Origin of the sequence: Moraxella sp. K23 (assembly GCF_041154765.1) — a bacterium.
GTDB classification, from domain to species: Bacteria; Pseudomonadota; Gammaproteobacteria; order Pseudomonadales; family Moraxellaceae; genus Faucicola; species Faucicola tetraodonis.
On record NZ_AP031595.1, the window covers coordinates 853,386 to 868,018 of the forward strand.

Genomic DNA, 14,633 nt, shown 5'->3' on the forward strand with positions numbered 1-14,633 from the left:
GCTTTTTGTACGTCAATCACTCGTGCCATTTTTAACCATGACAGGTTTATAATACAGTACGAATACTTGCCGCTTCATCGAGCATTTTATACAAGCTATTGACTTGCTCGGCTTCTGTCAAATATACATTAGCGCGTACGGAGTGGAAACGGCCGGTACGCGATGGATTGATAGTCAAACTTGCTAAATCAAATTCAGGAAATAAACTACCCAAAATTAATTTTACTTCATCGAGTAGCGTGTCTTTGTGACCCTCATGACCGATGATGCTAAGCGGATAATCCATAGGAAAATTCCACAATTCTGGGTGCTGGATATCCGTAGGTTTCGCCGCTCGCGTACTACATGCAGCGGCTTCCAAGTTATTGAGTGTAATTGTTTTATCGTTCATAGCATCACCTAAGGTTGTATAAATTTCTTTAGGGTCTAAATGAGGGTAAAACCGATAATTTCAAGACATTAGAGTTTGGCGTTGAAAAAAGCGCCATTCATAAATCTATTCATAACCCCATTCATAACCCAATTCATAAAAAGCCACATTTATAGAAAAACCACATTCACAAACTCGCCCATAAAAAAACCGAGAACATTGTCTCGGCTTTTTTGGATGGATATAACATTAATCATTCTCTAGGAATGAACGTAAATGTTCAGAGCGAGAAGGGTGGCGCAGTTTACGCAGCGCTTTGGCTTCAATCTGACGAATACGCTCACGGGTGACATCAAATTGTTTACCCACTTCTTCTAAGGTATGGTCGGTAGACATATCAATACCAAAGCGCATTTTAAGCACTTTGGCTTCACGTTCGGTGAGGTTGGCTAACACTTCACGGGTAGCTTCTTTTAACCCTTGTGCCGTTGCTTCATCCACTGGGCTTGAGATGCTCGAGTCCTCAATAAAATCACCCAAGTGACTGTCTTCATCGTCCCCAATTGGGGTTTCCATTGAGATGGGCTCTTTGGCGATTTTGAGTACTTTACGGACTTTGACTTCGTCCATCTCTAAGCGTTCGCCCAATTCCTCAGGGGTAGGCTCACGTCCCATTTCTTGTAATAGCTGGCGCGATACACGATTGATTTTATTGATGGTTTCAATCATGTGCACAGGGATACGGATGGTACGGGCTTGGTCAGCAATCGAACGGGTGATGGCTTGACGAATCCACCATGTGGCATAGGTCGAGAATTTATAACCACGGCGATATTCAAATTTATCTACCGCTTTCATCAAGCCAATGTTGCCTTCTTGAATCAAATCAAGGAATTGCAAACCGCGGTTGGTGTATTTTTTAGCAATCGAGATGACCAGACGTAAGTTCGCCTCAACCATTTCTTTTTTGGCGCGGCGGGCTTTGGCTTCACCCACAGACATGTTACGTGCGACCACTTTCATTTGGTCGATGCTCATGCCAAGATTTTGCTCATGCTGCTGGATACGCCCTTGATACTGTAATACTTCATCAAGTACCCGCTCTAACGTGTCGGCAAAGGCAGGTTTGCCTGCGATACGGTTAGGGAGCCAGTCAAGGTTGGTTTCATTATGCGGAAAGGTTTTGCGAAACTCATCTTTTGGCATTTTACCGCGGCGAATCACCAGTTTCATGATATGACGTTCGTTTTTACGCACGTCTTCATACACCTCACGCATCATATCCATGATATTGTCAGAGACGCGGCTATTGAGCTTAAATAGCATAAAGCAGTTGGCAAGCTCGTTCATCGCCGCTTTGACCACGTCGCTATCACGATCATGGGTGGCTAACAAATCTTTGACCTTGGTGAACAATTGCTCTAATTCTTCAAAGCGCAGACGTACTTCTTCAGGGTCGAGACCGCTCGCTTCTTCAGTATCGGCATCTTCACTGACTTCGCCATCGGCTTCTTCGATTTCATCGGCGTTTTCGGCTTCATCATCGAGTTCATCCTCGGCTTTGTCGTCTTTGACTTTGGGTTTGATAATCGGTAACGCGATTTCCACTTCTTCGTCATCGGCAAGCGGGATGACATCAGCGGCTTCAGGGTCAAGAAAACCGGTAATAATATCCGAGACTTTCTTTTCACCTTCAAAGGTTTGGTGGTATTCATTAATGAGCATGGCCACCGTACCTGGCCAAAAGGTCATAGCATGTTGTACATCTCGAATACCATCTTCGATACGCTTAGCAATCGCAATCTCGCCTTCACGGGTGAGTAGGTCAACCGTACCCATCTCACGCATATACATACGCACAGGGTCGGTGGTGCGACCTGGCTCAGATTCTACTGAAGCAAGTACCGCGGCGGCTTCATCGACAGCAATTTCGTCATCATCCGCATCATCGCTAAGCATAATGTCGTCTTCATCAGGCGCGGTCTCAAAAATCTTGATGCCAACGTCTGTGAGCATTTGAATAATATCATCAATTTGGTCACTTTCAGTTACCGATTCGGGGAGTTGGTCATTAATCTCAGCATAGGTGAGATAACCTTGCTCTTTACCTAATTGAATCAGCGTGGCTAATTGAGAAGTTGAATGTTCGCTCATGAGGGCTCGCTTTGATATTGGTTAAAAAAATAAATAATGTAATAGCACGACAAATAAGCTAATGACTGTATTTCTTCATTTTTATCAAGGGATACACCCTGCAAATGACAGTCGAGGACTAAATAAAGATTTAGTATGATTAAAAAGCGGTAGTCAACCTATTATTATAGCGATTTATGAGGTTCGCGGGGAGAAAATTAAAGGCAAAGCGGGTAAGTTTTCGCTTTATGCGGCATTTCGCGCAGTTTTTGGCGGGTTATTTTGTTAAATCAATCGATATCAAGCTCGATTGCCCCTCTGACTTGACAACAGCAGGGTAGGATTTCGTCATCATCTAACATCACCAGTGGCTCATTGATGTATTCGATACGGGTGTCATGGTGGCGACGGCGGTATTTGAGCTTACAAGTACCGCAATAACCTTCAAGGCATTGGTGATTGGCAGGGATTTTTGAGCGAAGCATACCTTGTAGCAACGTCTCGGCGTCATGCAGATAAAACTGCGTGTTGTTGGTAAAAATCCATGCCATAATCGATTATATTGCCTAAATAAAATAAGCGTATGACGAATTACAATTCAAAATCATCAAACGCATCATCACTCAGCTCTGCGTCAATTTGACCGACTAAGTAAGAGGTAATTTCTGACTCTTGGGGCGCGACTTGCACGTTGTCTGAGGACAGCCAAGCATTGATCCAAGGAATTGGGTTGTTTTTAATCGCTCCAAAAATCGGCGGTAAGCCAATCGCATCCATACGTAGGTTAGTAATGTACTCGACGTATTGCACCAAGATATTTTCATTCAAGCCAATCATTGAGCCATCTTTAAACAAGTATTTTGCCCATGCCTTTTCTTGTTCAGCCGCGTCTTTGAAAATTTCAATGGCTTGCTGTTGGCAATCTTGGGCGATTTCTACCATGTCAGGGTCATCTTTGCCCGATTGCATCAAATTAATCATATGCTGGGTGCCGTTTAGATGAAGCGCTTCGTCACGGGCAATCATTTTGATGATTTTGGCATTACCTTCCATCAGTTTGCGCTCAGCAAAGGCAAATGAACAAGCAAACGACACATAAAAACGAATCGCTTCTAGCACATTGATAGCCACCAAACATAGATACAATTTGGTTTTAAGCAGGCGTAAATTAACCTCGACGGGCTTGCCATCGATGACATGACGACCTTCACCGTATAGGTTATATAGCTGAGATAGTTGATACAGCTCGTCATAGAACTTGGCAATCCCTGTCGCACGTTCTAGGATAAAAGGATTGTCAACGATATCGTCGAATACTTTGCTTGGGTCATTGACCACGTTACGAATAATGTGGGTATAGCTGCGAGAATGGATGGTCTCAGAAAATGACCATGTTTCAATCCAGGTTTCTAACTCAGGAATCGACACCAGCGGCAGTAGCACGGCATTAGGGCTACGACCTTGAATCGAATCAAGCAAGGTTTGGTACTTTAGGTTGCTTAAGAAGATATGCTGTTCATGCACTGACAAGTTGCTAAAATCCAAGCGGTCTTTGGAGACGTCAATTTCTTCTGGACGCCAAAAAAACGACAATTGCTTTTCAATCAACTGCTCAAAAACAGGGAATTTTTGTTGGTCGTAACGTGCCACATTGACAGGCTGACCAAAAAACATCGGCTCAAGCAATGGGTCATTTTTGGTTTGGCAAAAGATGGAATATGACATAGCGGTGAATCTTCTTCAATCAAAGTTCAAGACAAGTGGCGTAGCAGTATCAGCTAACAAATGCTATCAGCTAACAAGTGCATTAACTGGCTAGTATGCTTGGCTATTATAGATAACAACATATAGAAATTGCAATCCACCCAAGGATTTGATTTTTAAGGATAAAATTCATAAGATATTGAAATATATAACTATTTTTATATCAAAAAATTAGTAATTAAATTCATTGACATTTGAAAATCTATATATTGTGTTTTTATTTTACCACGCAATAAAAAAGACGACTGTCAAAGCCGTCTTTTTGGTCAGATGGGACGATTAGCCAAGATAGGCATTGTACATCCACACCAATTTTTCTTGTTCTTGCACATAGGCAGTCAATTGGTCGGCAGTGCCTTGATCGTCATCTTCATCCGCTAGGTCAATAATTTCGCGTTCTTTAGCGATGGTCATAGTCAGACCTGTTAAAATACCTTTCACACATGCCACACCGTCAGAGACGTTTTTGTCTTCTTTGATGCTTGAGATTTTCAAGAAATCGCTATAAGCATGTAGTGGTGTACCTTGTAAGGTCAAAATGCGTTCAGCAATTTCATCAATCTGGACTTGCAGCGCAGTATATAACTCTTCAAACTTCACATGGAGGGTAAAGAAATCTGAGCCACGCACGTTCCAGTGATAGCCACGAACATTGGTATAGAATATATGATAATTGGCTAATAAGGTATTTAATTGCTCAACAATGGCGCTCATGTCTGCAGCGGCTAAGCTGATATCGCGTGTTTTACTTGAGGCAGATTTGGAAGCGGTAGATTTGGAGGTAGTCACTTTTTCACCTGATTTATCGGTATTGTCTAATTGTTCTGAGTCTTGTTTGGTTGCTGATTGCTTTGTTGTGGCTTGTTTTGCCATGTTGTTATCTCCTAAAATGATGATTTTTATTTGTTTAGGACTTAATTGTAAGCCTAAACAATCTGTTATTAAAATTAATCGTTTTTATCAGTACGTTTAATTTTATCAATTAAAATGTACGGTATTACCCTAAAAATAATATCAAACATTTGGCGCAGCTGTGTGCAAATTTGGTAAATAGTTTTGCTTGCTGCCATAAAAAAACTGCAGTTTCTTGGCTGCAGTTTTTGTGGTCATCAATAATTAGTTTTTTCTTAATCGTTGTCTTAGTCTTAATTGTTTTCCGGGAAATATTTATCAGTCGGTTTGTCGGTTAAATCAAAACCTGGTTGTCCGATGTTTTGCTGTAAATGATGACGTAGGGTATCAATCGGGAATTTTTGGTTGGCAAGGCGTTTGGGGACGATTTGGCTACCTTGTTGGCTTTCACCCGTTTTTGGATTTTTGACATCAAACATCATAAAGATATAGTCAGGCGTTTCTTGCCAGTTGGTGACACTATCCCATTTGATAACCGCTTGCTGCATACCGCTGCTACGTACCAAAGGCTGATTGTAGCCGCGTGGCATGGCGGGCATGTTGGGGGCAGGCATGGACATCACTACCCCGTGCTGCTGTACGCCAAGCTTGATTTGTTGCATCTCTGGGGGCATACTTTGGCTTGCCATTTGTTTTTCAAATTCTCGTTTGACATACCATTTAAGACCGTAAGTACGCGCCAGCAAATAAATTACCACACCCACGAGCATCAACCAAAAAATAATGGTGGAATAACCGTGCACAAAAATCAGACCTAAAATCGCTAGCACCACAATGACTGCCAAAATTGCCCAAGTTTTTGGGGTGATTTTGGTCAAAGTTTGGTTGTTGGCATCAAACAGCTGTAGCTGTGCTTGACGAAACTCGTCCTCGGTCAGATTCAAATCCACAGGTTGTAGGGTGTAAGGGTACAGCGCCATAAACAATTCACTCACTATCAAACGATAGTTACAAAACGATAAAAGAAGGCTTATCTTACCCAACCTTGACCCAAAAATAAACCTAACAACGCACTTTTTGATAAATTTTTGTTTTACCGCAAGTGTAGCGAAGGCCTAACGCCGATAAGCGCATACCGGTAAATTGTCAATTTGCCGTGTATTTCTAGTCGCTACCGTGAAAAATCGCTGCAATCTTGGTATCATACACGCTGATATCAACAGCCATTTTGCTGCTTTAACTCAAGTTTGAACAATTTAAGGAACTTATCGCCATGATCGACCCAAAATTACTGCGTACAGAACTAGACACGGTCGCCGAAAAACTTGCCAAACGCGGCTATGAGCTTGATAAAGCATTTTGGCAGCAAGTCGAAGAACAGCGTAAATCCATCCAAGTCAAAACCGAAGAATTACAAGCCAAAAAAAATGCGGGCGCCAAACAAGTCGGCTTGATGAAACGCAATGGCGAAAATACTGACGCCTTGATGGCAGAAATGGCAACCATCAGTAGCGACATGAAACAAGCGGAAGACGCGCTCAAAGCCTTGCAAGATAAAATTCTAGCGGCAGCTTTAACCATCCCAAACTTGCCTGATGACAGCGTGCCGGCAGGTAAAGATGAAAACGACAATGTCGAAATGCGTCGATGGGGTGAACCACGCCAATTTGATTTTGAGGTCAAAGACCATAGCGACTTGGGCGAAGATTTGGGGTTACTTGATTTTGAAATGGCGGCCAAACTGACTGGCTCAAGGTTTAGCGTGCTAAAAGGTCAACTCGCCAAACTCAACCGCGCCTTGATTGCCTTTATGCTTACTACCCATACCGACAAATACGGCTATACTGAAATGTATGTGCCGTATATGGTCAATGCCGACAGCCTACTTGGTACAGGACAGCTACCAAAGTTTGAAGAAGATTTGTTCAAATTGCGCGGTGAAAAAGAGTATTACTTAATTCCTACTTCAGAAGTGCCACTTACCAACAGTGTGCGTGACAAAATCCTAGACCCTGAAGCTCTGCCCATCAAAGTGACTGCCCATACGCCCTGTTTTCGCAGTGAAGCGGGCAGTGCCGGGCGAGATACCCGTGGCTTGATTCGTCAGCACCAGTTTGAAAAGGTCGAAATGGTGCAAATCGTCCATCCTGAGACTTCAATGCAAGCCTTAGAAGACATGACAGGACAAGCGGAATATATCTTGCAGCAGCTTGGTTTGCCGTATCGGGTGATTGTGCTGTGTGGTGGTGATATGGGCTTTGGCGCGGTGAAAACCTATGACATCGAAGTGTGGCTACCTTCTCAGACTACCTACCGTGAAATCTCTAGCTGCTCAAACTGTGGTGACTTCCAAGCGCGCCGTATGCAAGCGCGTGTTAAAGACGGCAAAAAAACCGAGCTGGTGCATACGTTAAATGGCTCAGGTCTTGCGGTGGGTCGTACTCTGCTGGCCATCATGGAAAATTACCAAAATGCGAATGGTACTATCACGGTGCCTGAAGTGCTGCGTCCGTATATGGGCGTTGATGTGATTGGTTAGTGGTAACAGTGAAAAAATAGCCAGTTGCTTGACTGGCTGTTTTTTTTGTATTTGTAAACATTAAAAGTAAATCTCTCATTTAATATCAAAACTTTCTTTAAGTTTAGCTACTGCATCTTTGTGATTTTCTTGCAAATCATCTAGTTGCCAAGTGCTTTTTGACATTATGAAAGCTGAACGCCCTAGGTTAACATTCCCTTTAAAATATTTTTGCTTTTTCTTCTCATAATCCAAATTACTTTGAGAAGAGTTTTTTCTACGAGAAAGAATAATTAAATTCCCCAGTTTATTAGTCCATAATTCCCTTGCTTCGTCATCAAAGTCGGCTTTCCATTGACTATCTGCTTTTGGATTCTGTGGCAAGATATGCTCTATACTAATGGTTTCTGGCAGAGAAAGTACCGTATCAACATCTCTATAGAGGTAATTTAATCTCAATAAGAGATAGCGAGTAGGGCGTTTGCCATAAACATTACCTTCAATAAATGCAGTTAACGCTTCTTTGTTAATGTTTAGAGCAGTATCCTGTAATATTTCTTCTGAATTGTTAGCATTATCAATCTTATTGACAATCTCATTCATATTTTTGATTCTTTCAGTAGGGGTTAGTTGGCTAATCCAATCACTGGCAAATTTGTTATTAAGTTTTTCGACAAATTTAACTAAATTTTCTTCCTTGAATTTATCGTAATATTTGAGTAATGGGGCAATCCAAATATCACTTTCAAAACCTACTTGCATCAGTATTAATAAACTTTTTAGTTGTTTATCTTGAGTAGTATCAAAAAGATATTCATAATTTTCTTTATATCTATTAATGAAATTGAAGAAATCATCGCCTTTGTTGAGTCTTTCTGCTAAAAAAATATTTTTTTCAAATTCATCTAGTAGACTTAGACGTGCTTTTTCTTTAACTAAAACACTTTGCAAGTGCGATAAAAATTTATCGAAATCTTCACCGAAGTAACTTTCAATGTCTTCCCATTGTTTTGCATAGCCATCTTGTAGATTTTCTGGAACATTGCTTAGATTATCCGCTTTTAGAATATCTGCATTTCTTAATTTTACGCCACGATTATTTAACACTGTGAATAATTTAAATGCATCATCAAGGTTCTCAGTTGATACATAGATTAAAACAACGTTATTACATAAGAACGCAAACAAACTATCAAAATCTTTATTCTTTAAATAGTTGTGAGCAAAAATAATTGTATTCGCCATGTTCTTAATGGAAATATTATTGGTGTATTTGACGATTTTTCTTAATTCATCGAGTTTAAGTGTACCCCCTTTAGGCTTTACAAATTCATTTATAAATTTCTTAACGTTGTCACGGATATCAAAGACTATGCGTAAACTTTCAGGAATATTTTTAAATTTGTTTTCCTTTTGATAAATAAACCCGCTTGCCGTTGTTTCACAATCTTCATCATCTGTCAAATCCCGAATCACGGCACTGATTAAAAACAAAGTTGTTAAACGCTGTTGACCGTCTAATACGTCATGCTCAATATAAGATTTATTACTATCCTTGTTTTCCCGTAATACTAAAGAGCCTAAAAAATATTGACTATCGGCATTTCTCTCATAAGCGCTACTGATATCATCTAACAAATCTATAACTTGGTCTTTTTCCCAAACGTAGGAACGTTGATAGTTGGGAATACAAAACCATTTTTCAAAAACTTCATTAATGGAAAGCATACCTGAATGGATAGTATTTGACATATTATTACCCTAATAAAAAACCTTTTTAGAAAAAAAACCGAGCATTTATCATACTCGGCTTTTAAAAGTTAAACAATTGAAAAGTAAAAACTACGCCACTTCACCTTTTAAGAAGTCTTGCGCGAATTTCTGCAACACGCCCCCAGCGTTGTAAGTATCCACTTCCGCTTGGGTATCAAGACGGCAGGTCACAGGCACTTCAAGCGGCTGCGAGCCTTCTTTATTAATCACCAGCGTCAAATCACAACGTGGCGAGATGTCACCAATCACATCATAGGTCTCAGTCCCATCTAGCCCTAGCGTGATACGCGTCGTCCCAGCTTTAAATTCAAGCGGCAGCACACCCATACCGATAAGGTTGGTACGGTGAATCCGCTCAAAGCCTTCCGCCACAATCGCTTCCACCCCTGCCAGACGCACGCCTTTGGCAGCCCAGTCACGACTAGAGCCTTGACCATAATCCGCTCCGGCGATGATAATCAGCGGCTGCTTACGGTTCATATAAGTCTCAATCGCTTCCCACATCCGCATCACTTGACCTTCAGGCTCAACGCGAGCCAGTGAGCCTTGTTTGGTACTGCCATCGTCATTTTTCACCATTTCATTGAACAGTTTTGGATTGGCAAAGGTGGCTCGTTGCGCGGTTAAATGGTCGCCGCGGTGAGTGGCATAGCTGTTAAAGTCTTCTTCGGGTAAGCCCATTTTTGCCAAGTATTCGCCTGCCGCCGAGCTTGCCAAAATCGCATTGGACGGTGACAAGTGGTCGGTGGTGATATTGTCAGGCAGGATGGCGAGTGGACGCATACCTTTGAGGGTGCGTTCGCCCGCTAGCGCGCCTTCCCAGTAGGGTGGACGGCGGATATAGGTTGACATGGGTCGCCAGTTGTAGAGTGGGCTGTCGGCTTTTTCGCTGCGGTCAAGGTTGAACATTGGGATATAGATTTGACGGAATTGTTCAGGTTTGACGTGTTTTGCCACAATCGCGTCAATCTCTTCATCCGATGGCCAAATATCAATCAGGCGAATCTCTTTCCCATTGACCACGCCAAGCACGTCTTTTTCGATGTCAAAACGAATCGTCCCTGCAATCGCATAAGCCACCACCAGCGGCGGGCTTGCCAAGAAGGCTTGTTTGGCATACGGGTGGATACGTCCATCAAAGTTACGGTTGCCTGAGAGCACCGCCGTGGCATACAGGTCACGGTCGATGATTTCTTGCTGAATCGCAGGATCTAACGCACCCGACATACCGTTACAAGTGGTACAGGCAAATGCCACGATACCAAAGCCGAGTTTTTCTAGTTCTGGCAATAGGTTAGCGTCTTGCAAATACAGTTCAGCCACTTTTGAGCCCGGGGCGAAGGATGATTTCACCCAAGGTTTACGGGTCAAGCCAAGTTCGTTGGCTTTTTTGGCAAGTAATGCCGCTGCCACCACGTTACGAGGGTTTGAGGTATTGGTACACGAGGTGATAGCCGCGATAATCACCGCACCATCAGGCATTAAGCCATTCTCCGATTCAGGCACGGCTTCACCTTCGGCATGGGCAATGCCTTTGGCAGAGAGCTCAGAAGTCGATACACGCGCATGAGGATTTGAAGGACCTGCCATGTTACGGGTGACGAGTGACAAATCAAACTCAAGCACACGCTCGTAGTCGGCATTGACCAGGTCAGATGACCAAAGCCCTGCGGTTTTGGCATAGTTTTCGACCAGTTCAACTTGTTTGTCTTCACGACCTGTGAGGCGTAGATAGTCGATGGTTTGCCCATCAATATAAAATAACCCTGCGGTTGCGCCATATTCTGGGGTCATGTTGGCGATGGTGGCACGGTCACCGATGGATAGGCTGTCTGCGCCTTCACCGAAGAATTCCACATAGGCACCGACCACGCGCTCTTTACGCAAAAACTCAGTCAATGCCAACACAATATCGGTGGCGGTGATGCCTGCTTGGCGTTTGCCTTTTAGGTGTACGCCAACGATATCAGGCAGGCGCATCATTGATGGATGACCAAGCATAACGGTTTCTGCTTCCAGTCCACCGACACCCACCGAAATCACGCCCAGCGCATCCACGTGTGGCGTGTGGCTGTCTGTGCCCACACAAGTATCTGGGTAAGCAACACCGTTTTGCACTTGAACAACAGGTGACATTTTTTCCAAGTTGATTTGGTGCATGATGCCGTTACCGGCTGGTATCACGTCGACGTTTTCAAAGGCAGTCTTTGTCCAGTTGATAAAGTGAAAACGGTCTTCGTTGCGGCGGTCTTCGATGGCGCGGTTTTTTTCAAACGCATCTGGGTCATAACCACCACATTCCACAGCAAGCGAGTGGTCAACAATCAGCTGAGTTTGTACCACAGGGTTTACCTTGCTTGGGTCGCCGCCTTGCTCAGCGATGGCATCACGCAAGCCTGCCAAGTCCACAAGGGCAGTTTGACCCAAGATATCATGACACACCACACGCGCAGGGTACCAAGGAAAGTCTAACGTACGCTCACGGTTGATGAGCTGTTTGAGCGCAGCGGTCAGTTCATTCGGGTCGCTGACTTTACGCACTAATTGTTCAGCTAAAATACGCGAGGTGTAGGGAAGTTTGTCATACGCGTCTGGGGTGATATCATTCACCGCTTGGCGGGTGTCGTAGTATTCCAAATCAGAATTGGGTAAGGGTTTGCGGTATTGGCTTGTCATTTGGCTTAACCTTAAAATTAATAATCTATTAGAAAAAAAGCCCTTCAAATCAATGGGTAGGCTGACCTGAAAGGCTTTATATACGATTAAAATGCTAATTATTGACGCTCATCCAGCGGTACAAATTTTTGGTCATCAGGGCCTGTGTAGTTGGCACTTGGACGGATGATTTTGCCATCGGCACGTTGCTCAAGCACGTGCGCTGACCAGCCAGCAGTACGCGCAATCACAAATAATGGGGTAAACATGGCAGTGGGTACGCCCATTTTGTGGTAACTGACCGCTGAAAACCAGTCGAGATTTGGAAACATTTTTTTGTTGTCCCACATCACGCTTTCTAGGCGTTCTGCCACATCAAATAGGGTCATGTCGCCAGTTTCTTTGGATAAGTTACGTGCCACTTCTTTGATGACCACGTTGCGTGGGTCGCTCACGGTGTACACAGGGTGACCAAAGCCAATGATAACTTCTTTTTTCTCAAGACGTTCAAGGATGTCTTTTTCTGCGTCGTCGGCATTGCGGTAGCGTTTTTGGATGTCATACGCCACTTCATTGGCGCCGCCATGTTTTGGACCTTTTAACGCACCGATTGCGCCTGAGATGGCGGAGTACATATCCGAGCCAGTGCCCGTAATCACGCGGCTGGTAAAGGTTGACGCATTGAACTCATGCTCAGCATATAGAATAAGCGAGATGTGCATGGCTTTGATATGCGATTCACTGGGGGCTTCACCTTGTAGTAGCTCAAGGAAGTGACCACCAATGCTGTCTTGGTCACTCTCAAGGCTGATGACTTTGCCATTGTGGCTGTAGTGGTACCAGTACAGTAGCATTGAGCCTAATGAGGCGATAAGCTTGTCGGCGATATCACGGGCTTCTGAGGTAGGTTGGCTTTCACGCTCGGGCAAGGTGCAGCCCAGTGCCGATACGCCGGTACGCATCACATCCATCGGATGGGCGTGGGCAGGCAAGGCTTCAAGCACCGCCAGTACATTGACCGGCAAGTTACGGAGGGTTTTGAGTTTTTTCTTGTACGCCGCTAGCTCATGACGGTTTGGCAAATGACCATGAATCAGTAGGTGCGCCACTTCTTCAAACTCGCTGTCTTTTGCCAAATCCAAAATATCATAGCCACGATAGCTTAAGTCATTGCCTGTACGACCTACGGTACATAGGGCAGTGTTACCGGCGGGTACGCCTGATAGGGCAACGCTCTTTTTGGGTTTTGGCTTGTTGTCAGTCGCGTCTGTCACTGGGGTGTCTTTTGACATGGTAAAACTCCTTTTTAGCTTTATTAAGTGTTTGGCATTCAGTGTTTAGCCTTAAGTGTTTGGCATTAAGTGTTGAGCATAGTTCGCCAATTATTTTTTTGATTTAAATAATGCGTCCAATTTTTGCTCATATGAGTGGTAATTTAAGAAATCATACAATTCCATACGGGTTTGCATGGTGTCGACCACGGAGGTTTGTACGCCTTCATCTTTTAAGGCTTGGTAGACATTGAGGGCGGCTTTGTTCATCGCACGAAACGCAGATAATGGATAAAGTACCATGTCAACGCCGACATCAAACAGCTCTTTGGTGCTATAAAGGTCGGTTTGCCCAAACTCAGTCATATTGGCAAGCACAGGAATGTCTAACACGTCGGTAAATTTGCGGTACATGGCGATATCGGTCAATGCTTCAGCAAAAATCATGTCTGCGCCTGCTTCTCGAAACGCCACCGCACGTTCAACCGCAGCATCCAAACCTTCCACTGACAGCGCATCGGTTCGTGCCATCACCACAAAATCTGGGTCAACTTTGGCATCCAGCGCAGCTTTTAGGCGGTCAACCATCTCGCTGGTTGAGACGATTTCTTTGTTGGGGCGATGACCACAGCGTTTTTGCGCCACTTGGTCTTCGATATGGACCGCGGCAACACCTGCTTTTTCCATTTGTTTGATGGTTTGGGCGATGTTAAATGCGCCGCCCCAACCCGTGTCGATGTCAACCAATAATGGCGTGTCAACCGCATTGGTGATACGGGTGGCATCGGTTAATACATCGTTAAGGCTCGTCATACCGAGGTCAGGCAAACCAAATGAGGCGTTAGCAACACCGCCACCTGAGAGATAAATCGCTTTATGACCGACTTGGCTTGCCATCATGGCAGTGTAGGCATTGATAGTGCCAACGATTTGAAGGGGACGACCTTCGGCTTTTTCAGACTCGATGGCGTCACGGAATTTGCGACCTGCAGAGATAGGTGCCATGTTGCTTCCTTTTTACATGATTGAAGGGGAAATAGCAAAGTTAGGGTTAATCAGCCCTGCTTTAGGTGTAGGGCAGGTTATTTGCTGCTTTGCCTTAGTATATCCATAAGTATACGCACAAAAAAACTAACCGTCAGTACGCCATTTTTAAAAATTAAGTTAAGTAAAAATAACAGTATGCGAAAATTGAATAGTAAACTTCTATTTTTACATAATTAGTCGCTCTAACTTTTAAAACATGAATATTTTGCGCAAAGTATGAAGCGTTTATTTACATTTATTTACAATAAAC

11 protein-coding genes are annotated in these 14,633 nt (G+C 43.6%); 1 reads left to right on the forward strand and 10 read right to left on the reverse strand.

Annotated elements, in window-relative coordinates; translation table 11 throughout:
* Window positions 1-46: 46 nt before the first annotated feature.
* The 6 genes from ACAM37_RS03770 to ACAM37_RS03795 all read right to left on the reverse strand — a co-directional run bounded on the left by ACAM37_RS03770 (window position 47) and on the right by ACAM37_RS03795 (window position 6,099).
* Complete coding sequence (locus ACAM37_RS03770; RefSeq protein ID WP_253852179.1) at window positions 47-391, reverse strand: YbeD family protein; 345 nt, start codon at window positions 389-391, stop codon at window positions 47-49.
* A 228-nt stretch (window positions 392-619) separates the two neighbouring features.
* A complete protein-coding gene (rpoD, locus tag ACAM37_RS03775; RefSeq protein WP_076774107.1) occupies window positions 620-2,524 on the reverse strand; it encodes an RNA polymerase sigma factor RpoD in 1,905 nt (634 codons plus the stop codon).
* Window positions 2,525-2,793: 269 nt separating this feature from the next.
* Window positions 2,794-3,054 carry a 2Fe-2S iron-sulfur cluster-binding protein gene (locus tag ACAM37_RS03780; RefSeq protein ID WP_007115706.1) on the reverse strand — a complete coding sequence of 87 codons (261 nt, stop codon included), beginning with the start codon at window positions 3,052-3,054 and terminating at the stop codon, window positions 2,794-2,796.
* 40 nt (window positions 3,055-3,094) lie between these two features.
* Window positions 3,095-4,228, reverse strand: a complete 1,134-nt coding sequence (gene nrdB, locus ACAM37_RS03785) for a class Ia ribonucleoside-diphosphate reductase subunit beta (RefSeq protein ID WP_369626611.1) — start codon at window positions 4,226-4,228, stop codon at window positions 3,095-3,097.
* A gap of 318 nt (window positions 4,229-4,546) precedes the next feature.
* Window positions 4,547-5,140 carry a Dps family protein gene (locus ACAM37_RS03790; RefSeq protein WP_472826327.1) on the reverse strand — a complete coding sequence of 198 codons (594 nt, stop codon included), beginning with the start codon at window positions 5,138-5,140 and terminating at the stop codon, window positions 4,547-4,549.
* Between the two features lie 272 nt (window positions 5,141-5,412).
* Window positions 5,413-6,099: a YcxB family protein gene (locus ACAM37_RS03795; RefSeq protein ID WP_204155898.1), complete on the reverse strand. Its 687-nt coding sequence runs from the start codon at window positions 6,097-6,099 to the stop codon at window positions 5,413-5,415.
* 293 nt (window positions 6,100-6,392) lie between these two features.
* Between ACAM37_RS03795 and serS the strand changes: the two genes are divergently transcribed.
* Window positions 6,393-7,658 carry a serine--tRNA ligase gene (gene serS, locus ACAM37_RS03800; RefSeq protein ID WP_369626612.1) on the forward strand — a complete coding sequence of 422 codons (1,266 nt, stop codon included), beginning with the start codon at window positions 6,393-6,395 and terminating at the stop codon, window positions 7,656-7,658.
* A 75-nt stretch (window positions 7,659-7,733) separates the two neighbouring features.
* On the opposite strand, the gene ACAM37_RS03805 is transcribed toward serS, so the two are convergent.
* The 4 genes from ACAM37_RS03805 to prpB form a co-directional block, all read right to left on the reverse strand.
* Window positions 7,734-9,389: a DUF262 domain-containing protein gene (locus ACAM37_RS03805; RefSeq protein WP_313378615.1), complete on the reverse strand. Its 1,656-nt coding sequence runs from the start codon at window positions 9,387-9,389 to the stop codon at window positions 7,734-7,736.
* A gap of 90 nt (window positions 9,390-9,479) precedes the next feature.
* On the reverse strand, window positions 9,480-12,086 hold the full coding sequence (acnD, locus tag ACAM37_RS03810) for a Fe/S-dependent 2-methylisocitrate dehydratase AcnD (RefSeq protein ID WP_369626613.1): 2,607 nt from the start codon (window positions 12,084-12,086) through the stop codon (window positions 9,480-9,482).
* Window positions 12,087-12,184: 98 nt separating this feature from the next.
* Window positions 12,185-13,357 (reverse strand): bifunctional 2-methylcitrate synthase/citrate synthase, encoded by a 1,173-nt coding sequence (gene prpC, locus ACAM37_RS03815; RefSeq protein WP_369626614.1) that lies wholly within the window; start codon window positions 13,355-13,357, stop codon window positions 12,185-12,187.
* A gap of 90 nt (window positions 13,358-13,447) precedes the next feature.
* On the reverse strand, window positions 13,448-14,341 hold the full coding sequence (gene prpB / locus ACAM37_RS03820; protein ID WP_198510405.1) for a methylisocitrate lyase: 894 nt from the start codon (window positions 14,339-14,341) through the stop codon (window positions 13,448-13,450).
* Window positions 14,342-14,633 lie beyond the last annotated feature (292 nt).